The 24,496-nt window shown below is 51.0% G+C and carries 15 protein-coding genes; all 15 read left to right on the top strand.

Translation table 11 applies throughout. The features are described 5' to 3' along the window. Window positions 1–29: 29 nt before the first annotated feature. Window positions 30–1,955 carry a RagB/SusD family nutrient uptake outer membrane protein gene (locus H164_RS0105585; RefSeq protein WP_019967707.1) on the top strand — a complete coding sequence of 642 codons (1,926 nt, stop codon included), beginning with the start codon at window positions 30–32 and terminating at the stop codon, window positions 1,953–1,955. 39 nt (window positions 1,956–1,994) lie between these two features. Next, entirely contained in the window at window positions 1,995–4,859 is a 2,865-nt protein-coding gene (locus tag H164_RS0105580; RefSeq protein ID WP_026356254.1) for a SusC/RagA family TonB-linked outer membrane protein, read from the top strand. A gap of 26 nt (window positions 4,860–4,885) precedes the next feature. After that, a complete protein-coding gene (locus H164_RS0105575; protein ID WP_026356253.1) occupies window positions 4,886–6,577 on the top strand; it encodes a RagB/SusD family nutrient uptake outer membrane protein in 1,692 nt (563 codons plus the stop codon). 333 nt (window positions 6,578–6,910) lie between these two features. After that, window positions 6,911–8,224, top strand: a complete 1,314-nt coding sequence (locus tag H164_RS14415; RefSeq protein WP_025829651.1) for a discoidin domain-containing protein — start codon at window positions 6,911–6,913, stop codon at window positions 8,222–8,224. A gap of 81 nt (window positions 8,225–8,305) precedes the next feature. Beyond that, window positions 8,306–9,421 (top strand): glycoside hydrolase family 43 protein, encoded by a 1,116-nt coding sequence (locus H164_RS0105565; RefSeq protein ID WP_019967703.1) that lies wholly within the window; start codon window positions 8,306–8,308, stop codon window positions 9,419–9,421. Between the two features lie 29 nt (window positions 9,422–9,450). Then, window positions 9,451–11,274, top strand: a complete 1,824-nt coding sequence (locus tag H164_RS0105560; RefSeq protein ID WP_025829649.1) for a heparinase II/III domain-containing protein — start codon at window positions 9,451–9,453, stop codon at window positions 11,272–11,274. Continuing rightward, window positions 11,271–12,521, top strand: coding sequence for a DUF2264 domain-containing protein (locus tag H164_RS0105555; protein WP_019967701.1), 1,251 nt, complete (start codon window positions 11,271–11,273; stop codon window positions 12,519–12,521). Before H164_RS0105560 ends, H164_RS0105555 begins: the two co-directional genes overlap by 4 nt. Window positions 12,522–12,534: 13 nt before the next feature. Beyond that, a complete protein-coding gene (locus tag H164_RS0105550; RefSeq protein WP_019967700.1) occupies window positions 12,535–13,722 on the top strand; it encodes a DUF4861 family protein in 1,188 nt (395 codons plus the stop codon). Continuing rightward, on the top strand, window positions 13,719–14,846 hold the full coding sequence (locus tag H164_RS0105545) for a glycoside hydrolase family 88/105 protein (protein WP_019967699.1): 1,128 nt from the start codon (window positions 13,719–13,721) through the stop codon (window positions 14,844–14,846). Before H164_RS0105550 ends, H164_RS0105545 begins: the two co-directional genes overlap by 4 nt. A gap of 614 nt (window positions 14,847–15,460) precedes the next feature. Further along, window positions 15,461–17,605: a M3 family metallopeptidase gene (locus H164_RS0105535; RefSeq protein ID WP_019967697.1), complete on the top strand. Its 2,145-nt coding sequence runs from the start codon at window positions 15,461–15,463 to the stop codon at window positions 17,603–17,605. Between the two features lie 58 nt (window positions 17,606–17,663). After that, complete coding sequence (locus H164_RS0105530) at window positions 17,664–19,052, top strand: DUF5687 family protein (protein WP_019967696.1); 1,389 nt, start codon at window positions 17,664–17,666, stop codon at window positions 19,050–19,052. A 91-nt stretch (window positions 19,053–19,143) separates the two neighbouring features. Continuing rightward, a complete protein-coding gene (locus H164_RS0105525) occupies window positions 19,144–19,857 on the top strand; it encodes an ABC transporter ATP-binding protein (protein WP_019967695.1) in 714 nt (237 codons plus the stop codon). Between the two features lie 442 nt (window positions 19,858–20,299). Then, window positions 20,300–22,270: a DNA topoisomerase (ATP-hydrolyzing) subunit B gene (gyrB, locus tag H164_RS0105520; protein WP_019967694.1), complete on the top strand. Its 1,971-nt coding sequence runs from the start codon at window positions 20,300–20,302 to the stop codon at window positions 22,268–22,270. Between the two features lie 263 nt (window positions 22,271–22,533). Then, on the top strand, window positions 22,534–23,460 hold the full coding sequence (locus H164_RS0105515; RefSeq protein WP_019967693.1) for an alpha-L-rhamnosidase: 927 nt from the start codon (window positions 22,534–22,536) through the stop codon (window positions 23,458–23,460). A 73-nt stretch (window positions 23,461–23,533) separates the two neighbouring features. Beyond that, complete coding sequence (locus tag H164_RS0105510) at window positions 23,534–24,406, top strand: AraC family transcriptional regulator (RefSeq protein WP_008564447.1); 873 nt, start codon at window positions 23,534–23,536, stop codon at window positions 24,404–24,406. The last annotated feature ends 90 nt before the right edge of the window (window positions 24,407–24,496 follow it).

Here is a 24,496-nt window from a genome sequence, read left to right as displayed (position 1 = left end):
GTCGACTACATCATTAAAAACGATAAAACATGAAACATTATCATATTCTTCTCGGTGCAGTGCTGCTGTTAGGCGCTTCCGTTGCGAGCTGTACCGACCAAATTAAATTCGGAGATGCATTCCTTGACAAAGCACCGGGCAATGATGTTACCAAAGATACCGTGTTCAATAATCCCGAATACACACGTAATTTTCTATGGTCGTGCTATGGAAAGCTGCACTACGGTTTGCCCTATTGCTGGACAGGAGGTGAGGCCCAAGGCATGAATACGGGCGTCATCGACGCGCTGTCTGACTGCATACACAGTCATTGCGACTGGGACGAAGTGAACAGACAATATTATGCCGGGGCATATACGGCCCCATCTAAGGGTGGAGACGACCACGGACGCTTCCCCTATATGAACTATAATGTGTGGGAAACCGTGCGCGCCTGCTACATCTTCTTGGAAAACGTAGACCACACACCGAACATGGAAGTAAGCGAAAAAGAACGCTTGAAGGCCGAAGCAAAGAGTATCATCGCCTCGCGTTACTTTGACCTTTTCCGCAATTATGGGGGACTTCCGCTTGTCAGGAAATCCTATGACGGGACGGATGCCGTTTATGAAATTCCGCGTACCACGGTAGATGAGACCGTGAAATTCATTGTCGGACTCTTGGACGAGGCTGCTCCTAAACTGCCATGGGCATTGGGTTCAGACCTATCCAACTGGGAAGGACGCTTCACGCAAGCCGGTGTGATGGGGCTAAAAGCCAAGGTTCTCGACTTTGCAGCGTCTCCGTTGCTCAACAATGCCACGCCTTATTGCACGACAGGTAACCAAGAGGCCAATGAGAAACGGCAGGCATGGTATGGCGACTATCAAGAGGCTCGCTGGCAAACTGTGGTCGATGCCTGCAAAGCTTTCTTCGATAAGGTTAACAGTCAGGGCTGGTATGCCCTCGTACAGGCTGACAACAACACGCCGGGCGCCTATCGGGCCGCCTTCCGTAAGGCCTATTCTGACCGCGGAACAACCGAAGTGCTGATTTCAACCCGTGTGAAATATCAGGATTCTCAAGACTGGCAATACCTCTTTTCTGAATGGAATGGTCTCGGAGGTTACACGCCTACGGAGGAATATCAGGAGATGTTCGGGTGGAAGGACGGCAGTCCGTTCGATTATGACGAACTGGAACGACACGGCAACTTGGACAGAATGTTCATTGTTCCGGGCAAACCTAAAGAGCTGACCCGCGACCCTCGCCTCTATGAAACCATCATCGTGAACGGCACTCTGAACCGTATGGACGCCAATGGGAATATGAGTGGCCGGCAAGTGGAGGCTTGGGTGAACGGTAACGAAGGCTCAGGCATCAGCACGGAGAGCGGACAATATGCCACAGGTATGGCCAACAATAAGTTCTATATGAACAAGGCCGACTCGAAGAACCATGTGCTCAGCTGGCCTTACCTGCGCATGGCAGAGATGCATTTGATTTATGCAGAGGCATTGGCACAGACGGGACAGACTGCTAAAGCCATCGAACAGGTTGACAAGGTGCGTGCCCGCGTGGGCCTGAAAGGACTGGTAGCCTCTGATCCTGCGACGGATTACACAAAGAAAGCCAACCTGATAGAAGCCATTCTACGCGAACGAGCCTGCGAATTCGGCTTCGAAGAGTCGCGTTTCTATGACATGATACGCTACCGTCGCGCCGACCTCTTCGGCAAGACCTTGCATGCATTGCGCATCTATCGGCTGAACCCGGACGGCACAGACAACAACACGCCCTACCTTGGCAATGAAAACAGCAAGCCTTTCCCGACACATTTCCGCTATGAGCGCGTGCCGTTGAAGAACAAGAGCCGTGCATGGTGGACCTCGTTCGACCCGAAATGGTATCTCTCTGCATTCCCGACTGCAGAGGTAAACAAAGGCTATGGCCTGACACAGAACCCGGGTTGGTAAGTTGAAACATCAAAAACAGAAAACATAATCTTGAATAAAATGAAACGACATATAACATTTGTCTTGGCATTGGCAGTCGGTATGGCAGCGCAGGCACAGACCGACACGCTGAAAACCGGCAGTCATGCTTCACAACACAGAGAAGGTACCCTTTTCTCTTACACTTGTAACGTGCAAACTGCCGGTAGCTATGCTTCGCAACCGGTCAATTTAGGATTCGGAATAGAACAGACTTTGGGCGAAAGTACCATGTCCGTAGCATTGAGTAACGACATAAACCGGCGCTCTTCGAAGAATATAGGTAACTCACTTTACGGTCAGGTGCTCGGCTTAACAACCCTGCAAGGAACAGGAGACTACGCTTCTTTCGAGCCAACTTTCTTTGTTCGTGGTCTCCAATCACTCAATGGTTCGTCGCCATTGATTATGGTTGACGGCATCGAACGCAACATTACGAACATCAGTCCAGAGGAAGTGGAGCGCGTTATCGTCTTGAAAGATGCGCCGGCAACAGCACTCTACGGCTATAAAGGAGCCAACGGGGCCATCAACATCATCACGAAGCGGGGCCGATATAACTTCAGTGAAATCAAGTTCACGTATGACCACGGTTTCACATGGGAGGCACGTCGGCCGCAATTCGTCAACGGTTACGACTATGCCACGGCCTTGAACGAAGCCTATGTCAATGATGGCAGGGCACCACGTTACACCGCCAACGAACTCAATGCTTTCCAAACTGGGAAGTATCCTTACCTATATCCGAATGTTGATTGGATAGCCGAAACGTTCCGAAACCATGGAGCAAGCGACATCTTCAACCTGAGTTTCCGAGGTGGAGGCAGCCGTCTTCGCTACTATACTCAGGTGAACTTGGTCAACAATGCAGGCTTTATTGCCCACCCGAACGAGAACGAAGGCTACTCAACACAGAACAAATACAACAAGGCCAACCTGAGAACCAACCTCGACATTGACCTGACTACGACCACGAAACTGGCCGTTAACTTAGACGGAGTGCTGTTGGAGGCATCGCGTCCCGGTCTATCGAGCGATGCACTTTGGGACAAGATATACACCGTTCCGGCCGCAGCTTTCCCGATAAAGACCGAAAGCGGACTCTGGGGTGGCAACACAACGTGGACCGGTTACTATAATCCTGTGGCGCTGACTCAAGGACGTGCTTATAGTAAAGCGCATACCCGCGCCCTCTTTGCAGACGCAACACTCAAGCAAGACCTGTCGTCCGTCACACAAGGATTGAGTGCTTGGACGTGCTTTGCCTATGACAATATCGCCGCCTATTGGGAAAACCACACGCGAAGCTATCAATACGGCATGGCTTCGGCAGGCAGTTGGAATAACGGCGAGCCCACCGGTATCACACAATACAAAGCTGGTTCGGACAGCAACATGAGTGCCGACAGCAAACTGGACTGGCAGAACCGTAACTTCAACTTTGGGGTCGGGGCCAATTATGACCGTAGTTTCGGTGAACACAAGCTGCAATCGGTACTCATGTGGAACTATGAATTCCGCAATGCCAACGGACAGAACAACACCATCTACCGTACGTCGGCGTCACTCTACAACCACTATGGTTACAAAGAGAAGTACTTTGTCGACCTGTCCTTGGGCCTGGCGGCTTCTAACAGACTGGCTCCCGGACACCGGACGGCCTTCTCTCCCACACTCTCAGCAGCGTGGTTGCTCTCTAAGGAAGACTTCATGCAGGGTATGCGCTTCGTGGACTTCTTGAAAGTTCGGGCCTCATGGGGCATCATCAACTTGGACCATATCCCCGAACAAGGCTACTGGGAGCAAGTATTCACGGGTGGCGGAGGCTACAACCTTGGGTCGAATTACGATGCCTATAGCGGTTGGAAAGAGGGCCGTTTGGCTGCAATGAACTCCACACATGAGAAGGCCTATAAATATAATGTAGGCTTGGATGCCACGCTCTTCGGCACACTCGACCTAACCATTGACGGCTATTACCAGCGTAGAACTGATATTTGGGTGGCCTCATCGGGCAAGAACTCGGACGTCGTTGGCATCAGTCATCCCTACGTGAACGGTGGTATCGTCGATAGTTATGGCTTCGAATGGGGCACACAATATCATAAGGAGATTGCCAAAGACCTGCAACTTCGGGCCGGAATGAACTACACCTTGGCCAAGAATAAGATTAAGGAGGAATATGAAGAACCGCGGGCTTACGACTATGAGAAGCGCACCGGGAACCCTGTCAATCAGATTTTCGGCTTGCAGGCCATTGGCTTCTTCACCGATCAGGCAGACATCGACCACAGTCCCGTGCAGCGTTTGGGCACCAATCCCAAGCCGGGTGATATCAAATTTAAGGACCAGAACGGAGACAATGTCATTGATGGTGACGACTACGTGAAGATGGGTTACAACACCGTTTGCCCCGAAATCTATTACGCTTTCCATCTCGGAATGGAGTTCAAGGGGGTCGGCTTCTTCGCACAGTTCCAAGGTGTGGCCAACTATACCGCCATACTGAACACGAAGTCCGTCTATCGTCCGCTGGTCAACAATACGAATATCGGACAGTATTATTTCGAGAATCGCTGGACACCCGAGACCGCCAACACGGCGCTTTACCCTCGTCTTTCCTCCGAAGACAATCAGAACAACTATACGGTCAACTCCGTTTGGCTGGCCGACCGCTCGTTCTTGAAGCTGCGCAACGTAGAGGTTTACTACCATCTTCCAGCAACGCTGTTCAGCAATTCACGTTTCATTAAGAATGCCAAGTTCTACGTTCGTGGTATTGACCTGCTGTGTCTCGACCACATCAAACGTGCCGATCCCGAATGCTATGGCGCCGATTACCCCGTCACGCGTTCCGTTTCGCTGGGCGTGGTATTAGGTTTCTGATAATAACAACTAAAAATTAAACAACAATGAATATCAAGAATATATTAGGAGGAGCCCTTTGCCTGGCGCTGTTCGCATCGTGCGGCGATGAATTGGACTATCGCGAGTTCTCCAACTACAATAAAGACTATGTGTTCAAGAACTTCGACAACACCGTGGGCTTCGTGACCAACATCTATAGCTATCTCGACTACGACTACGGAATGATTGATGGCGGCATGCAGGCTTCGGCTTGCGACGAGGCCGAATATGCGTGGAAGTCGAGCCAAGTGAACTATTTCACGAACGGATCACTAAGTTCCAAGAATACGCCCTCGCTCTTCGGCTACTATGCTCCCATTCGCGAAGCCAACTATTTCCTTGCCCATTATCCGGAATGCGACTTCTCCGATTACAAGTTCAACAAGGATTATAAGAATCAAATGGTACGCTTCAACCGCCTGCCTTATGAGGTTCGGTTCCTGCGAGCCTACTACTATGCGCTGCTGGTGAAGTATTACGGAGCCGTTCCCTTCACCACCGAAGTGCTCACCGAGGCACAAGCCAACGCCCTCGGCCGAACGCCGGCGCAAGACGTGATGGCCTTTGTCGTGAAAGAGTGCGACGAGATATTGAACCACCTGCCTGCCAGTTACGCCGGACTGACCGACGACGCCGCAGCAGGCGAAACGGGTCGTGTGACGAAACTGGCCGTGCTGGCGCTGAAGGCACGTACGCTGCTCTACGCCGCCAGTCCGCTCTTTGGCGCGGAGACTGCCGAGCGTTATCATCAGGCCGCACTGGCCGCCAAGGCCGTCATCGACTCGTGCGCAGCCTACGGCGTGAGCCTTGGCAAATACGCCGAACTGTGGGGAACGGATAACTGGAAAGCCAAAGAAGTCATTATGGCCCGTCGCATCGGAGACCTGAACGACTTGGAAAGACGCAACTATCCGATGGGCGTTGAGAACGGAAACTCCGGCAACTGCCCCACACAGACGCTCGTCGATGCCTACGAAATGCGGGCCACGGGCAAGTTGTGGAACGAGGCCGGCAGCGGCTATGACCCCGAAAAGCCTTACGAAGGGCGCGACCCGCGCTTTGCCATGACCATTGCCGTGAACGGTGAAAAGAATTGGCCGTCTTACAATGCAGCTGCACTTGAGACATATTACGGCGGAAGCAACGGCGAACCCAAAGTGGGTGCTACGCCCACGGGCTACTACTTGAAGAAGCTGCTCGATGGCACGGTCAACATCTCTTCGGTAAACGGCAACTCCAAGCGCCACTCATGGGTGGCCTACCGCTTGGGCGAGTTCTACCTCAACTATGCCGAAGCCATGTTCAAATACAGCGGAAGCGCCGACGCCGTCACACCAGACCTTCCCATGTCGGCACGCGAGGCGGTTAACGTCATCCGCAGCCGTGTGGACGTCAACATGCCTGCCCTCCCAACGGGATTAAGCGCAGATGACTTCTGGAAGAAGTATCAGAACGAACGTATGGTGGAACTCGCTTTCGAGGGACATCGCTACAACGATATCCGCCGTTGGCGCGAAGGCGCGAGCCACAAGGATATCGTCGAGATGAAAATCACGAAGAAAGCCGACGGGACACTCGCCTATACACGCCACACGGTCAGCCGTATCTGGGACGACAAGCTCTACTTCTGGCCCATCTCCAACAGCGAGATGATGAAGCACACAGGCTCAGGTTTCACGCAAAACCCGGGCTATTGACCCGCCAACATCATGCAGAAGCCGCACTTTCAGCCTTGCCTGCGCCGTTGCCAAACCGTGGCGAACGGCAGGGCCGGGCGTATCTATCGACACAGATATGCAGTTTCACAAAAGTTCCATGCCTTGGTACTGTGTGTTCCAGTACATGGAACTGTGAGTTCCAGTATATGGAACTGTGCGTTCCAATAGGAGGAACTGTGTGTTCCAAAGCATGGAACTTTCTTGGAACACTGTAGCGGACCTCGAAAGATGCGGCTCTTTCGTGCAGACAGCACGAGTTTATAAAGCAGACAACACGATTTTATACAGATGTATCACTTAAAACTTAACGACATGAAACGATATATGACATTTCTATTTGCCCTGCCGGTGATGATGCTCCTCGCGTCGTGCACCGACAACATCACGAACATGGAGCGCACGGGCTACCTCGGTGAACCCAAGACGTTGACGGCGTCGGAGATTCGTTCCGAGGCGCTACCGGGACAAATCAAGCTCTACTGGAGCGCACCCGTGGCGGCCACCTATGAATACATGAAGGTTTCATACGTGAACCCGGCTGACGGTCGGAGACTGACGCAGGTGGTTTCCCGGCACACTTCGGAGCTGCTCATCAGCAACACGCTGCAGAAATACGGCGATTATACGTTCACATTCCAAGCTTACAACGCCGACGGAACGGCCGCCTCGCCCGTGGAAGTGAAGGCGCGCTCGGGCAAGGCGCCTGCAAGTTACGCCGAACGGAGCCGCATGCGCGTCACGCTGACGGCCTCGCAGCTGAGCACCGACAATCAGGAACCGTCGGAAGGCCCCATCAGAAACCTTATCGACGGCAACACGTCGACCTTCTTCCACACGCGTTGGTCGTCGCCACAAAAGCCGTTACCGCAATACATCCAAATCAATTTCAATGAAGAACACGAGGATTTCGCCATCAAATACACCACGCGCGACACGGGAAACGCCGACGGTTTCCCCACATCGGCCGACCTGCTCGTCAGCGACGACGGTACGAACTGGACGACGGTGGCCACGCTTTCGGGCCTTCCTGCGAGCCGAAAGACCGACTATAACTCGACGTTCTTCCGTCCGGGAAAGAAGTTCAAGCACCTCCGTTTCCTCGTCACTTCAACCAGTGGCAACCGCAATTACTTCCATATGTCGGAGTTCTCGTTCTATGATGTCGACGTGGTTGTTGACGACCCGGAGGCCGAAACGACCGAACAAAGCAAGAAGGTGCTCGTTTGGAGCGACGAATTCGAGGGCACCGGCCAGCCCGACCCTGCCAAGTGGAAGTTTGAGGAGGGCTTTCAGCGCAACCACGAAGATCAATACTACATGAAAGAAGGCAATGCCGCGCTCGATGGTTCGGGCCACCTTGTCATCACGGCTCGCAGGCAAAACGTGAGCAATCCCAACTATCAGGCCGGCAGCAGCGACTGGAAGAAGAATCGCGCCAACGCAAAATACACCAGTGCCTCGATGCAGAGCCGTTTTACTTACCGCTATGGAACGGTCGAAGTGCGGGCGAAAATCCCCACGGTAAGCGGCTCGTGGCCGGCCATTTGGCAGTGGGCAGAATCCCTTCGCCAATTCCATTCCCGGCTTCGGCAATTTAATTTGGCTGAACCTTGCTTTAGGCGGTGACAATGGTGGGCATATCGACGAGTCGGCCTTCCCCATCAAGTATTATATCGACTATGTAAGGGTCTATCAAAACAAAGCAGAATGAGAACCATCTTGGCGTTAGCAGCACTTCTGACGTGTCTTTCGGGCAACATCAAGGCCGGAAACAACATTCGCCCCGGCGCTTTGTGGCCCGATAACCGCGGCATTCACATCAATGCGCATGGAGGAGGTATCCTGAAACGGGGCAAGACCTTCTATTGGTTTGGCGAACACAAGGCCGACACGACGAGTACGGCTATGGTGGGTGTCACTTGTTACAGTTCAACTGACCTTGCCAACTGGACTTACCGCGGCGTTGCTCTCTCTGTTTCCAATGAGAAAGACAATGACATAGAACGTGGTTGTATCATCGAAAGGCCGAAGGTGGTCTATAATGCCAAAACCCGTCGGTATGTAATGTGGTTTCATTTGGAACTGAAAGGACGCGGATATGCTGCCGCACGCTATGGCGTTGCCGTCGCCAACAAGCCCGAAGGCCCCTATCAATACCTTTATTCTTCGCGCTCATGTCCCGGCATCTGGCCTCAAGATTGGGCTGGTTCGCTCGACAGTACGACCTATAATGCAGGCCGACAAATGAAATGGTGGACGCCCGAATGGCGCGAACTGATTCGCAAAGGTCTTTTTGTTCAACGCGATTATGCACAGGGGCAGATGGCCAGAGACCAGACGGTTTACGTCGATGATGACGGGAAAGCCTACCATATCTTCTCTTCCGAAGACAATCTGACCCTACATATTGCCGAGCTTACCGATGACTATCTGCACCACACGGGGCGCTATTGGCGAATGGCTCCGGGTGGACAAAACGAGGCACCGACGCTCTTTAAATATAAAGGTGTATATTGGATGATCACCAGCGGCTGCACAGGTTGGGCACCCAATAAGGCCCGCATGTTCTTTGCCAAACGCATTCAAGGCCCTTGGACGCAGGTAGACAACCCTTGTCGCGGGCCAAAGTCCGAACTTACCTTCGGCGGTCAGGGCACCTATATCCTGCAAATTGGTACGTCGAAAGACCCACGTTTCGTCTTCATGGCTGATATTTGGCGACCGAAACAACCGAGCGATGCTCGCTATATATGGTTGCCGATAACGTTTGAAGATGGGAAGCCCGTCATTCAATGGACTGACCAATGGAGCATCAAGCCCTGAACTCCCCTCTTATCCAATAACAAGAACCAATGAAGACAAGGCCGAGAACACTTCTACTGCTTTTGCTGTGCATGGCATACACGGCCATTTCTGCACAGCTTTCTATGCCCCGTGCATCATCAACTTATTGGAGAAACTCCGTTCCTCAAGCCATGCGGCAAAGCTATATCGCCTATGGTGCACAATATGCCGGCCAACCTTGGCCAACGATTCCCGACTCCGTCTTCGGCGAATTCAAGCGCACGGGTAACCGAACCCACTATGAACGGCTGTGCTTTCAAAAGCGAACTCGGTTGGCCGCTCTGGCACTTGCCGAGATAATCGAGGGTAAAGGGCGTCTCATTCCCGACTTGAAATGCGGTCTGGAGAACCTGTTTAGCGAACCATGGTGGGGCATTCCGGCCCACTACGGACACGACCGTCCGCTGTCAACCGACCAAAATGTAGATCTCTTCAATGCCGAGACTGCAGGCTTAGCTGCATGGATAAACTATATGTTGGGAGAAGCCTTGGGAAGCGATTTAAGGCAAACCATCGACAAGGAAGTGCGGCGTCGACTCCTGATACCGGCCTTAAAGACCGATTATTGGTGGAAACACAGCCGCATGAACTGGACGCCTTGGATTTCTTCCAACTGGCTGACGGCCGTGCTGATCAGTGAGAACGACGGGGCAAGAAAGGCCGAAGCCCTACGACAAATCACGGCGGCTTTGCAGTATTTCACCGATGGATACCCATCAGATGGCGGTTGTGACGAGGGAACATTCTATTGGGACCGTGCCGCGGCCTCGCTTTTCGATTGCCTACAACTGATGCAAGCAGCCAATCTGACCGTTCCGGCCTCGCTCCCCAAGGAGAAAATAAAAGCCATGGCAGCCTATATATATAAAATGTATATTGGCAATGGCTATTGTGTCAATTTCGCCGACGCCCACGACAACCGTTCTGTCGTCCAACTCAATGTTCTTTATCCTTTCGCATTGTGGGCCGGCGACAAAACGATGCGCCGTTACGCGGCTTGGATTGCAAAAGAGAAAGACTTCTTCCACCGACCTTCAACGCTTTTTGCCGCCAGTGGAAATTTCCCCACACTGGGACGCGAACTTTTTTTGCTTTCAAATCTCCATCAATTACAGGCCGAAAAGCCCGCAGAACCGCTGCTTGAGAACGTGTGGTTGCCCGATTTGCAAATTATGACGGCACGTAACAACAATAAAAAGCATGGGTTTTACGTTGCTATGAAAGGTGGGACAAATGCCGAAAGCCACAATCACAACGACGTGGGGTCGTTCATTGTCTATGCCGATGCACAGCCTTTACTCATCGATGTCGGCGTGGGCGAATACACTTTGGCTACCTTTTCAGCCGACCGTTACAAGCTGTGGACCATGCAATCGGCCTATCATAACCTGCCTAAAATCAACGGAGTCGACCAGCACGAAGGCGAGATTTATCGTGCCACCCGCGTGGAATACCATCTGAAATCACTCGCCATGGACATCGCCCCGGCCTATCCTGCCTTGACACAAGTCACGTCATGGCAACGTAAAGTCGAACTGAAAGCCGGTGAAACAGTCGTGGTAACCGAAGACTACCGGCTCTCTGAATGGAAAGCACCACAGCGTATCATGCTTATGACACCTATCTTGCCAACCATTGCCAGAAGTGGTGTCCTGCAACTTGGTAAACATCGGTTACTTTATCCATCGCAACAAGTCGTCATCACGATTGAAGATGTCAGCGAGCGTATGGATTCTTTGCTCAAAAGTGTGTGGGGACCGCATCTCTATCGCATTGTGATGACCGTGAACAACAAGAAAACAAGAAACAAAATCATATACAGCCTACGATGAAAAAGATGATATCGACCTTGTGTTTGCTGCTGGTATGCATAGGAACCGTGGCCAAGAAAACCAAACAGAACGACCGTGCTTACTGGGTAGCACAGGCCTATCAGATGGCTCGGCCCGTATTGGAGAACATGGCACAAGGAAAACTGCAACAGAATATGCTGACAGAGTTCAGCCCAAGTTTCGACAATCGCAACCGAAAGGTGGTCTACATGGAGACCTTCGGACGGCTGATGGCCGGCATTGCCCCGTGGTTGGCCCTGCCAGATGATGGAACCTCAGAGGGAATACAGCGCAAACAGTTGCGCCAATGGGCCTTGGCAAGCTATCGAAATGCGGTCGACCCCGCCTCTTCCGACTATCTTTGTTGGGGCGTTTCCGACCAAAATCTCGTCGATGCGGCCTACATTGCAGAGAGCTTTTTGCGTGCTTATGATGTCTTATGGCAGCCACTTGACGAGACAACCAAGGCGAGATACTTCAACGAATTCAAGAAACTTCGCCGCGTTGACCCACCCTATACGAATTGGATTCTCTTCTCTTCTGTCATCGAAAGTTTCCTTGCTAAGGCTGGCAATATGTGTGATATCTTTCGCGTAAACACGGCATGTCGCAAGGTAGAAGAGTGGTATGTGGGTGATGGTTGGTATGCCGATGGCCCCGTATTTGCCTTTGATTACTACAGCAGTTACGTCTTTCATCCGATGTATTTGGAGACACTTCAGGCGATGACCGACGCCAAAGTGAACAGTCGGATCGACTATTTCAAATACCATGCACGGGCTTTAAAGCGTGCCCAAAGATATGCCCTTATCCTCGAACGGCTTATATCTCCCGAGGGAACCTTCCCCGTTTTCGGTCGCTCGATGCCCTATCGAATGGCCGCAATGCAGCCTTTGGCGCTATTAGCTTGGTATCAACAGATGCCAAAAGAGCTGACAAACGGACAGGTAAGAGCAGCCTTGACGCAGGTAATGCACCGCATGTTTGATCAGCAACAGAACTACAATCGGCAGGGATTCCTCACCATCGGCTTCTGCGGTTCTCAGCCCGAAACGGCCGATTGGTATACGAATAACGGCTCACTCTACATGACTTCATTGGTCTTTATGCCCCTCGGACTACCGGCTGATCACCCGTTTTGGACCGAAGCACCACAGCCATGGACGCAGGTAAAGGCTTGGAACGGACAGCCTTTCCCCAAGGATCACCGCTGGGCTGACGACATTCAGACACGTGACAAATGGTAAACACGCTCGAAAGATGAATAAAAAGAACTATATCACTTTGTTTTTGGCCTTTCTCGCCGGCTTTCTTCCATCGCAAGCAAAAGACATTCGCGTCAGTGTTACCAACACTTTAGCGCACGCCCGCCATGAGTTGGCGAGCCTTGATGCCGCACCGTTAAGAGCCAAACTGGCCGTAAGTGAGACCACACCATTGCGTGTTCTCAATCAAATCGGGCTGGAACAACCCAGCCAACTCACCCATGATGGCAAACTGATTTTTGAGGTCTGCGTGCCTCCAAAGGGCAAGATGACTTACCTTATTCAGCCAAAAGCACCCGCAAAACAGCCGTTATGGGTCTTCGGAATGCAGTATCCTATTCGCAAAGATGACATTGCTTGGGAGAACGACCGCATCGGTTTCCGCGTCTATGGGCCTGCACTTCAGCAGACAGGCGAACGCTCATTCGGCATCGATGTATGGACGAAAAACACGCCAACCCCCGTGTTTTCCAAACGCTATTTGGACGATTGGCGAGGCAATATGCAGGAAGATTCGCTGCGAAAAGCCGGACTTAACGCCCAAGCCGACTCCATCAACCGCGCCACTTCCTTTCATCTTGACCACGGAAATGGCATGGATGCCTACGGTGTTGGGCCCACTTTGGGTTGCGGAGCGCCTGCTTTAATGGGGCCAAAAGGACTGATTTTCCCTTATTGTTACAGTGATTTTCGCATCTTGGATAACGGTCCGTTGCGGTTCACTTTGCGCCTTGATTTCGCCCCAAATGCCGAAGGTATCACCGAACATCGGCTGATTTCGCTCGACAAAGGCTCGCATTTCAACCGCATGACCGTGTGGTATGACGGCATCAAATCGCCCATACAACTGGCTTCGGGCATAGTACTTCACGGTGAGAGCGACCTCACTTTGGGCGACCGTTTCATCTGTTATGCCAACCCAACCGATAGACCTGAGACGTGGGGATCGCTGATTTTCACAGGCATTCTTTACCCCGATGGAATCGATGAAATCGCACGTTTTGAACATCTCAACCATGCTTTGGGCATCAAAAACGGCTACCGTGGCGAGCCTTTCACCTATTACTTCGGAGCGGCTTGGAGCCGTTATGACGTGCCAACCTTTGCACATTGGACACTGGAAAGCACGCAGTTTCTCGATAATCTCAAACATTCATTTATAATAACTATTGAAAAACAATGAAAAAATCAATCCTTCTTTGGGCCTTATGGCTGGGTGTTCTGCCGCTGTGGGCCAAGCAACAGACACCCGAAAGCGTTGCAGAAATCATCCAACGCGTCAACAACAACTGGCAAAGTAACCACACTTACAAGACTCGCGCCTTTTGGGACGACGCAGTTTACCACATCGGAAACATGGAAGTGGTGCAACTTTTCCCCAAATCCGACTTTACTGGCTATTCAATGCGATGGGCTATCCACAATCGATGGCAGGGAGCAACCGAGAAAGACCCAAAGAAATGGAAGTATCAACACTATGGTGAATATCAATTCCACGTCTTGTTCGGCGATTGGCAGACCTGTTTTCAGACCTATATCGACCTTTACAAAATCTCACCGACAAAGGATAAGATTACACGGACCAAGGAAGTGATGAGCTATATGGCCGATGCACCCGAGTCAGATTATTGGTGGTGGGCCGATGCACTCTTTATGTCAATGCCCGTAATGACCAAGATGTACAAGCTAACCGGCGAACAAAAGTATCTGAACAAGATGTATTCCTGCATACTTTTCACCGATAGCCTCATGTACGACCATGAAACCGGCCTCTATTTCCGCGATGCCAAGTATGTTTATCCCAAGCATAAGACCAATTTGGGCAAGAAAGATTTCTGGGCAAGAGCCGACGGTTGGGTGCTTGCAGGGCTGGCAAAGGTGCTGCAAGACCTGCCCAAAGACTATCAACACTATGATTTCTTCGTCGAAAAATACCGTCGCTTGGCCGCAGCCGCAGCCAAATTGCAACAGCGCGGAGGCTATTGGACGCGCTCAATGATGGATCCTCGTCAGGCTCCCGGCCCTGAAACGAGCGGCACGGAACTGTTGACTTACGGTTTGCTTTGGGGAATTAACAACGGAATTCTGCCGATGAAATCGTACAAAAAGACGGTCGAACGCGCATGGAACTACCTACAAAACACGGCACTCCAGCCCGATGGGCGCGTAGGCTACGTGCAACCCATTGGCGAAAAGGCTATTCCCGACCAAATCGTCGACCGCAATTCCGAGACGAACTTCGGTGTCGGTGGTTTCCTTCTTGCCGCCTGTGAATACTATCGTTACCTAAAAGCCGGCACCAAATAAATAAAGCCGGTTTCTAATCCCGATTCTATTGCGTTTCAATCTCAGCCATTTTACCGCGCAATCTCACCCATTTTACACGATGAAATGGGCCATTTTGCACGCTAAAATGGCTGAGATTGGAACGCAAGGTATAAGTTATTGATTGTCAATAAGGTTGAAACCGAGAAGGGTTTAAGCGTATGTCGGGACTTTGATTTTGAACTTTGAACATTGAACTTTAACCTTTATGATTTGCAGACTTTGAATATTGAAGTTTGAATATTGAATTTTAGGATTAGTAAAATGATAAGATGAATTGTTGACAAGAGGCATGTAGGGACGCACGGTCCGTGCGTCCGTTTCAACAACCGTATGTATTTGCTTTTCAGTTCCACTTGAGCGGATGCACGAACCGTGCGTCCCTACATTTCCATCATGGCTGATTGATGGGTGAAATGGGTGAGATTGTACGATGAAATGGGTGATTTTGGATATTATTTCGAACTCCGTTGCTTTTTCATTTAGTTTGGGTCTACCGCCCATCTGCATGCTTTTATCGGCAAAACCATGGTTTTTTCGGCGAAAAATGCTTATATTTGTACCGCTAAAAAGCGCAAACACAAAATAAACAAAGCATGAATAAAATCAACACCCGCATCAAACGAACGCTGGTTACGGCCGGTTTGGCATCGTCCGTCGCATGGTTAAACGCAGCAGAACAGCCCAAAGAAGGGGTCAAAAACAATCCATTGCTGACCCATAGTGCCCTGCTTTTCGCAGCACCCGACTTCAGTTGTATCCATGAAACCGACTATCTGCCTGCACTGAAAGCGGCTATTCAAGCGCAACGCAAGGCCATTAAACGCATTGTGGACAACAAACAGCGACCCACTTTCGCCAATACTATCGTGGCATATGAGGAAAGTGGGCGACTGCTTGACCATGTTTCGAGCGTATTCTTCTGTCTGACGGGTGCCAACAAGACCGATGTCATTGCCAAAACCGAGAAAGAAATCATTCCGCAACTGACCGATTTGGAGAACGAAATCACGTTCAACGCTAAACTGTTCAGCCGCATCAAATACGTATACGACCGCGAACGCGCCACATTGAAAGGCGAAGACCGCAAGCTGTTAGATGAAATCTACAAGCAGTTTGTACGCTCCGGCGCCCTGCTTTCAGCCGACAAGAAGGCCCGCATGGAGCAAATCAACAAGCGGATTGCCGAGCTTCAGCAGCAATGGGGAACCATGTTGCCCGACGCAACCAACGATGCAGCGGTGTGGGTTGACAGCAAAGACAATCTGAAAGGGCTGAGCGAAGCCGACATTGCCCAGTGCCGAAAAGACGCAGAGCGCCGCGGCGGCAAGGCACCTTATTGCATTGTGATTGTCAACACCACCCAACAAGCCATCTTGACTCACCTCGAAAACCGCGATTTGCGCCGCCGTGTGTTCGAAGCCTCGCTGCATCGGGCCGACGGAACGGGCGCATTCAACACCTATCCCATCGTGGTGGAGATAGCAAAACTGCGGGCCGAGAAGGCCGAACTCATGGGCCATAAGAACTATGCGGCCTACTCCTTGGAGCGTACCATGGCCAAAACGCCCGACAATGTCTATGCTTTCTTGAAGCAACTCATTGCGGCCTACAGGCCGAAAGCCGAGGCCGAGACACGCGCCATCGAGGACTTTGCCCGCCGAAGCGAGGGACAAGACTTCCGACTTCAGCCCTACGACCGCTTCTATTACTCGGCCAAGATGAAGCAAGCACAGTATCGTTTCGCCGAAGACGACGTGAAACCCTACTTCAATATCGACAGTGTGCTCGTCAATGGTGTGTTCTATGCCGCCCAAAGAGCTTACGGATTGACCTTCAAGGAACGCAAAGATATCCCGACATATCACAAAGACATGCGCGTGTTCGAGGTCTTCGACAAAGACAAACGCCCCCTTGCTTTGTGGTATTGTGACTACTTTCGCCGGCCAACAAAGCGTGGGGGAGCATGGATGAGCAGCTTTTCAAAGCAGAGTAAATGGCGCAAACAACAGCCCATTATCTATAATGTATGCAACTATGCCAAGGCACCTGAGGGGCAACCCACGCTGCTGACGTGGGACGAAGTGACAACGATGTTCCATGAATTCGGCCACGCCTTGCACGGAATATTGTCCGATTGCAAGTACAATATGCTTAGCGGAACAGCCGTAGCACGCGACTTTGTGGAGATGCCCTCACAGTTTAACGAGTCCTTTGCCACTGTTCCTGAGGTCTTTAATCACTATGCAAGGCATACGAAAACCGGCCAACCAATGCCCGAAGACCTCAAGGAAAAGATGCTCAAAGCCATCAATTTCCAACCCGCTTACGCCTTGGGAGAGAACCTGGCTGCCACATGTTTGGACATGGCATGGGCCATGTTGCCGGCCAAGAACGTGCCGACGGCCGACCAAGCTGCGGCATTCGACCGTGAAGCGCTTCGTGAAATCGGTCTCTTGGACACGCAGGTTCCGCCCCGATATGCCACGTCTTACTTCAATCATGTATGGGGTGGAGGCTACGCAGCGGGCTATTACAGCTACCTGTGGACTGAGGTTTTGGCCGACAACATTGCTTCTTGCTTCGCCAAACGCGGCGCATTGAACCCCGAAGTGGGTCAGGATTTCCGTGAAAAAGTACTCAGTCGTGGCAATACAAAGGACCTTATGCAGACCTTTACCGACTTCACTGGCCTGAAAACGCCTGATGTTTCGGCATTAATGAAGGCAAGGGGAATGTAGAAGAACGCTGAATGAAGCGTCGCACATGGTAGATTATGAACGATAAAATTATCTTTTTATGCTGAAAATATTGCTGCAACTGTGGTGGACACAGAAGCGAAGAACGTTTGATTGGAAGCGCATGGGCATCTTCATCTATATGGTGCTGTGCGTGGTTGTCGGCCTTATTGTCGGCCATTGGCAGGGAGGAAGCAATCCTTTCGAGGCCATACGAAACGACAATTTAGAGCTCATTATCGTCCCACTTGTGGTCATGTTCTCTCCCATGGAACTGTTGATGAAGTTCCTTTTGAAGACAGATGCCGCCGGAATGGACGATTACTTGCGGTCTAAACCCGTTCCGCAAGCCACGTGGAATCGCTTTCTTTTGGTGCTCAACTTGCTGGATTACCTCAATTGGTTCATTCCTATTATGGTCTTCGGACTGTCATGTTTGTTCATGTCTGCAGGCTATGCACTGCTCGCTTTCGGCCTTTCGCTGACGCTAAACATTGCAGATGGCCTGCTAATCACAGGGCTACGGAAGGCCCAAGGCTGGGAATATAAACTGCCGTTGTGGCTGATGTTGCTCTTCTACTACTGTCTGGCGATACCTTTCATGATTTTCTTTATGAGCTGGTTCGGGCCCTTTGGCAGCGTCGTGGCATGGTTCTTCGCCACCTTGGGCTTTGGGGCAACCGTCTATGCCTACCTTTGTTATGTCAAACATTACAATGAACAGCGCGGTCAACAAGCCAAGGCTGGGCGCATAGGTGGCTCATCGCTCTTCAGTATGGAGTACATTTCGCTGCTCCGTTCCAAGCGTTTGCGCACGGGATACCTAACACTTGTCGTCGTTATGACACTGCAAGCCTATCTCCAAAACCGCACGATGAGCGACGAAATCGGCGAGAGTGCCATCGCGGGAATATTCCTTTTGCTGGCCGTTATGTTCTCTTCGATGATGCTGGGGCAATGGATCTTCGGCATTGAAGGCAACTTCTTCCATGGCTTGATGACCAAACCTGTGTCGGTATATGGCATGCTTGAGCGCAAGTTTCTATTCTTTTTGCTGCTCGATTCCATTACAGCTGTGTTGCTTATTCCGGGCATTTTCCTTGGTTATTGGACGACGATGGCGTGGCTTTCCACCCTTCTTTTGGGTGCAGGTGCCAACGTATTGCTGTTGCCCACCTGCCTTTTCTCCAAGCGCATCGACCTGTTTTCGTCGGCATTCTTCAATTATCAAGGGGCCAACATGGGCGTGAATGTCTATGGATTTGTTGTCCTTATCCCGGTGGCGGCCTACGCGTTGTTGGCCATTTTCATAGACAATGCCTTGGTGGTTTACGCCATCACGGCGGTGCTCGGCCTGCTTTTGCTGGGCACGTCTAAGAGAGTGCTGCGCTTGGTTGCCCATAAGTTCATGGCAAAAAGGTACAAACGGATGGAGGATTTTATGAAATAAAGTCACAAAAGCCTCCCCCTACCCCTCCAAAGGAGGGGAGACTGAGATAGAGAACCAATCATTATCGTGAATTATAAATGAAGAATTGTGAATGATGAACTGCGAATTAAACATTAAAGACCTCAAGAAAGTCTACGGAGAGAAGACGGTTATCGACATTCCGGAGCTGACCATACACGCCGGAGAGCTCATCGGTCTCGTGGGAAACAACGGAGCCGGCAAGACGACCCTCATGCGATTGATGCTCGATTTGATTAAAGCTGACGACGGATATGTGCTAAGCAACGGCATGAAAGTGAACGAAAACGAGGCTTGGAAGCACTATACGGGCTCGTTCATCGACGGCCGTTTCCTGATAGATTTCTACACCCCGGAGGAATATTTCACCTTTATCGGCAACGTGTACGGCCTACCGAAGGAGACCATCGACGAGCGATTGGCCTGCTATGCGCCCTTGATGCATGATGAAATCCTCGGCACCAAGAAGTATATCCGCGACTTTTCGGAAGGCAACCGACAGAAGATTGGCATTCTCGGTGCCATGATCATCAACCCCGAAGTGCTCATCTTGGACGAGCCTTTCAACTATCTTGACCCTTCATCACAGATACAAATCGCCAAAACCATCCATCAGGTGAACAAGGAAATGGGCACGACAGTCGTCTTGTCGAGCCACAATCTGAACTTCGTTTCAGACATTTCGTCGCGCATTTTGCTGCTCGAAAGGGGCCTGCTCATCAAGGATTTGCCCAATGAAGAGGGCAGTGCAATGACCGAACTCAAGGCTTATTTCGGAGCCGAATAAGGCAGTCACTCCACAAACAGCCCGCTCTCGTCTCATTGAGAGGGGAATATCAGCGTGCAATGTGACAGGGCGGAAAATGTAGGGGCGCACGGCTCGTGCGTCTACTCAAGGCGAAAGAAACGCAAATACACGATTGTTGGAGCGGACGCACAGGTCGTGCGTCCCTACATAGAGTCGAGCGGCTCATAGTGTCAGGCCCGTTGATAATCAACGACTTGGGCCTTGCGTTTCAATTTCAGCCATTTTACCGCGCAATAAGGCTGACATTAGCGTGCAATAAGGCTGATATTGCGCAGTAAAATGGCTGAAATGATTTTACAGAGCGACGCATCTTAGATTTCAACCGCTGTGCCCATGCACGTTAATGTAATTTAGCGTAGAAAAGTTTCGCAGTCTGTTTATTTTTTAGTATCTTTGCAATTCAATCACACTATTGAAAGAAATGGCAGAAAATCTAAACACCGAGGCAAATTATTCTGCCTCGAATATTCAGGTTCTTGAGGGGCTTGAAGCTGTGCGTAAGCGTCCGGCTATGTACATAGGTGACATCAGTGAGAAGGGACTTCACCATCTTATCAACGAGACAGTGGATAACTCTATCGATGAAGCCATGGCAGGTTACTGCACGGATGTGGCGGTTACGCTCAACGAAGACGGCTCGGTTACGGTCGAAGACAACGGCCGTGGTATTCCTGTAGACGAGCATAAGAAGCTCCATAAGTCGGCTCTTGAGGTCGTGATGACCGTACTTCACGCCGGAGGAAAGTTCGATAAGGGTTCTTATAAGGTCAGCGGTGGCTTGCATGGTGTAGGTGTGAGCTGCGTAAATGCACTCTCTTCGCACATGCTTTCCCAAGTGTTCCGCGACGGAAAGATTTACCAACAGGAGTATGAAAAGGGCAAACCGCTCTATCCGGTCAAGATTATTGGCGAGACAGACAAGCGAGGTACGCGGCAACAATTCTGGCCCGACCCTGCCATTTTCACCACAACAACCTTTAAATGGGACATCGTTGCCAGTCGAATGCGCGAGTTGGCATATCTCAATGCGGGTATTCGTATCACGCTGACCGACCTCCGTCCCAACGAAGAAGGCAAGACCCGGCAAGAGGTTTTCCATGCAAGAGACGGACTGAAAGAGTTCGTTCGCTACGTAGACCGGCATCGCACGCATCTCTTCGACGATGTGATTTACCTGAAAACCGAGAAGCAAGGCATTCCTATCGAGGTGGCTATCATGTATAACACCGACTATTCGGAGAACATACATAGCTATGTGAACAACATCAACACCATTGAAGGGGGAACCCATCTCACGGGTTTCCGTGCCGCACTGACCCGTACTTTGAAGACTTATGCCGATGCAGAGCCTACCATTGCCAAGCAGATTGAGAAGGCAAAGATAGAGATTGCGGGCGAAGACTTCCGCGAAGGACTCACCGCAGTCATCTCTATTAAGGTGGCAGAGCCGCAGTTTGAGGGGCAGACGAAGACCAAATTAGGTAACAGCGAAGTCTCCGGAGCGGTGCAACAAGCCGTGGGTGAAGCCCTTTCAAACTATCTGGAAGAGCACCCGATTGAGGCAAAAAAGATTTGTGAAAAGGTGGTTTTGGCTGCCACGGCCCGCATCGCTGCGCGCAAAGCCCGCGAGAGTGTGCAGCGCAAAAGCGTGATGTCGGGTGGCGGTTTGCCTGGAAAACTGGCCGATTGTTCCAACAAAGACCCGAAAGAATGCGAGATATTCCTTGTCGAGGGCGACTCTGCGGGAGGCTCAGCCAAGCAAGGTCGCGACCGCTATACACAGGCCATTCTTCCGCTAAGAGGCAAGATTTTGAACGTAGAAAAGGTGCAATGGCATCGCGTTTTCGAGGCAGAATCCGTGATGAATATCATACAAAGCATCGGTGTTCGCTTTGGTGTTGAGGGCGAAGATGACCGCGAAGCCAACATCGACAAGCTGCGTTACGATAAGATTATCATTATGACCGATGCCGATGTTGACGGCTCTCACATCGATACGCTCATCATGACGCTCTTCTATCGCTTCATGCCAAAGGTCATAGAAGACGGACATCTCTATATTGCCACGCCGCCTTTGTATAAGTGTTCCTATAAGAAAGTGAGCGAATATTGCTACACCGAGCAGCAGCGTCAAGCCTTTATTGACAAGTATGTTGAGGGAAAAGAGGACGACAAAGCACTGCATACGCAACGCTACAAAGGTCTCGGAGAGATGAATCCCGAGCAACTTTGGGAGACAACCATGGACCCCTCGTCGCGTCTTCTGAAGCAAGTGACGATACAGAATGCGGCCGAAGCCGACGAAATCTTCTCAATGCTGATGGGCGACGATGTGGAACCGCGCCGCGAATTCATCGAACAGAACGCCACTTACGCCAATATCGACGCGTAAGACCGGCCAAACCTGCTATTTGTCGGGAGGGTGTGTCAAGCCGACACAGCCTCCTTTGATTTTAAATATCCGCCTCTGAATGAAAAGAGATAGGGAGGTCATGAGTGTGAGACCCGGGTCTCACAGACGCGAGAGGGGGATGTAATTCAAAAAAGAGGGGGATGTAATTGAAAAGAGAGGGGGATGTAATTGAAAAAAGAGCCCCCTCTGAGTGCAAAAACCAATGTGACGGTCTCGTTACATATTTATTTTTGTTCCTTGTTATGGTTAAATGGCTTTTCGGTTTTGTGTTCTTCTTACAGGCAACGGCCCTGCATTCGCAAGGCTTTCTGCCCCGATGGATAGGCTGTGCCGAGCCGGATTCCACCTCGGAACTATGGTTTCGGCACACCTATCTCTGCGCGGGAAGACCGCGTTTTGCCGCAATCGAGGTCACGACCACAGGCTTTTTCGATCTTTATGTGAATGGCTATAATGTGTCGACCGACAGTCGTATGCCGTTCAGACCGCAGGAAAAAGACGACCAGCCGATATGCCTTCGTTTCGATGTGACGCGCTTTTTGAGCCCCGACAGCAATACGATTGCCCTGTGGTATGGCCCGTCTTATCCGCATATTCAGCCGCGACAGGTAGCCGTTTCCTATTTTGGAAGGGGACACGACGACCGTTTCTTCAGTTTCACGGCAGATGAGAACTGGCTTTGTCGCAAGGCGTATATCAGCCTTGACAGCGTGGGTGGCGAGGTATTCCGTGCGCCCGATGCCTCTCAAAGAGGGTGGAACGGCTCCGATTTTGCCCCTGCTTGCTGGCAAGGGGCTGCTTGTCGGCCTCCCGATTGCACGCGGAAAACGGACTACCGCGAGGTGTGTTATCCCGCCGAACGCGTCGCAAAGGTTCTTATTCCGGCCTATCGTGTCGTGGAAGGCGACACGGTTTGCTATGAATTTCAGACGGGTTTCTACGGCTATGTGAGGGCGACGCTGCGCAATGCTCATAGGGACTCGTGGCTGAACATCAACGGTCTGCGCTATCAATGCCGCGGAGAAACGGACGAACAGGCCTACCGGAAGTTCACAAGAGGACTGTTCCGGCAGGTTTGGGCCACGGGTGACGGTCCGTTTAGAAGTAGTCGTATCGAGCGTATCGAGGGCATCGAGACGTGCTCATACTTGCACTTCGGTTGGCAATAATCCCGCTTCTTTTTGCCGAAAACGACCGAAGATATTCCTATTTTTATTACTTTTGCAAACAAAGACGAGTGCTATGACGGATATGAAAGAGATAACCGTGGCCTCAGCCCTACAGCTTCACAAGGGCAGCCACATAGAGAATGACCTCCTTTTATTGGACGCTTTGGCCGCACTTCCACTGCCCGAGGAGCCCAGAAGAATGGGATGTCTGCTGCTGGCGCTGTGCACTTCGGGTACGGCTCGCTACACTGTTGACACCATACAACATGTGGTTCGCCCCAAAGATATCATCATTATCAGTCCCGGACAAGTTACGGATGACTACGATTTAAGCGAAGATTGCAACGGAATAGGACTCATGTTGTCCGACCGTTTCTTTAGGGAAAGCATCTCAGGCATACACGAATTGTCGTCTCTTTTCTTGTTTTCAAAGAACCATCCTGTATGCGAACTCCGACCAGAAGAGGTCGAAATGCTCAGCAATTACTTCCATTTGTTGAAGCAAAAAGTCGATAATAGCGACCACCATTTCCGTGTAGAAACGGTGAAATCTCTGCTTCAAACGCTCATTTATGACATCAGTAACGCCATCTATCGCATTCAAAACAGCGAGAAACACAAGCACTCTCGCAGTGAAAAGATATTCTTCGACTACATCGAACTCGTTGAACGTAACTTCCGACATGAACGGCGTGTGGGCTGGTATGCAGCGCAATTGAACATCACAGCGAAGTATCTTTCGGAGTCAGTGAAGGCCATCAGCCGCCGAACCCCCAATGCTTGGATTGACTATTACGTGACGCTTGAAATGCGGGTGATGCTGAAGAACACCGCAAAGAGCATCAAAGAGATTGCCAACGAGCTGCATTTCTCCAACCAAAGCTTTATGGGAAAGTATTTCAAGGAGCATGTCGGCATGTCGCCGTCACAATATAGGAAGACGTAAAAAACAGACTTACGGTCCCATCTGTTTGAAATATTATCCTTACCTTTGCAACCCAAAACAGAAAAAGACGAATGATAACATGAATAAAAA

This window comes from Segatella maculosa DSM 19339 = JCM 15638 (genome assembly GCF_000382385.1).
GTDB classification, from domain to species: Bacteria; Bacteroidota; Bacteroidia; order Bacteroidales; family Bacteroidaceae; genus Prevotella; species Prevotella maculosa.
The sequence above is the reverse complement of the archived record's forward strand: the minus strand, read 5'-3'. Positions and strand labels throughout refer to the sequence as shown.

Coding starts and splice junctions, on each gene's coding strand:
- H164_RS0105585 (WP_019967707.1), top strand. CDS start 30: ATGAAACATTATCATATTCTTCTCGGTGCAGTGCTGCTGTTAGGCGCT.
- H164_RS0105580 (WP_026356254.1), top strand. CDS start 1,995: ATGAAACGACATATAACATTTGTCTTGGCATTGGCAGTCGGTATGGCA.
- H164_RS0105575 (WP_026356253.1), top strand. CDS start 4,886: ATGAATATCAAGAATATATTAGGAGGAGCCCTTTGCCTGGCGCTGTTC.
- H164_RS14415 (WP_025829651.1), top strand. CDS start 6,911: ATGAAACGATATATGACATTTCTATTTGCCCTGCCGGTGATGATGCTC.
- H164_RS0105565 (WP_019967703.1), top strand. CDS start 8,306: ATGAGAACCATCTTGGCGTTAGCAGCACTTCTGACGTGTCTTTCGGGC.
- H164_RS0105560 (WP_025829649.1), top strand. CDS start 9,451: ATGAAGACAAGGCCGAGAACACTTCTACTGCTTTTGCTGTGCATGGCA.
- H164_RS0105555 (WP_019967701.1), top strand. CDS start 11,271: ATGAAAAAGATGATATCGACCTTGTGTTTGCTGCTGGTATGCATAGGA.
- H164_RS0105550 (WP_019967700.1), top strand. CDS start 12,535: ATGAATAAAAAGAACTATATCACTTTGTTTTTGGCCTTTCTCGCCGGC.
- H164_RS0105545 (WP_019967699.1), top strand. CDS start 13,719: ATGAAAAAATCAATCCTTCTTTGGGCCTTATGGCTGGGTGTTCTGCCG.
- H164_RS0105535 (WP_019967697.1), top strand. CDS start 15,461: ATGAATAAAATCAACACCCGCATCAAACGAACGCTGGTTACGGCCGGT.
- H164_RS0105530 (WP_019967696.1), top strand. CDS start 17,664: ATGCTGAAAATATTGCTGCAACTGTGGTGGACACAGAAGCGAAGAACG.
- H164_RS0105525 (WP_019967695.1), top strand. CDS start 19,144: ATGATGAACTGCGAATTAAACATTAAAGACCTCAAGAAAGTCTACGGA.
- gyrB (WP_019967694.1), top strand. CDS start 20,300: ATGGCAGAAAATCTAAACACCGAGGCAAATTATTCTGCCTCGAATATT.
- H164_RS0105515 (WP_019967693.1), top strand. CDS start 22,534: ATGGTTAAATGGCTTTTCGGTTTTGTGTTCTTCTTACAGGCAACGGCC.
- H164_RS0105510 (WP_008564447.1), top strand. CDS start 23,534: ATGACGGATATGAAAGAGATAACCGTGGCCTCAGCCCTACAGCTTCAC.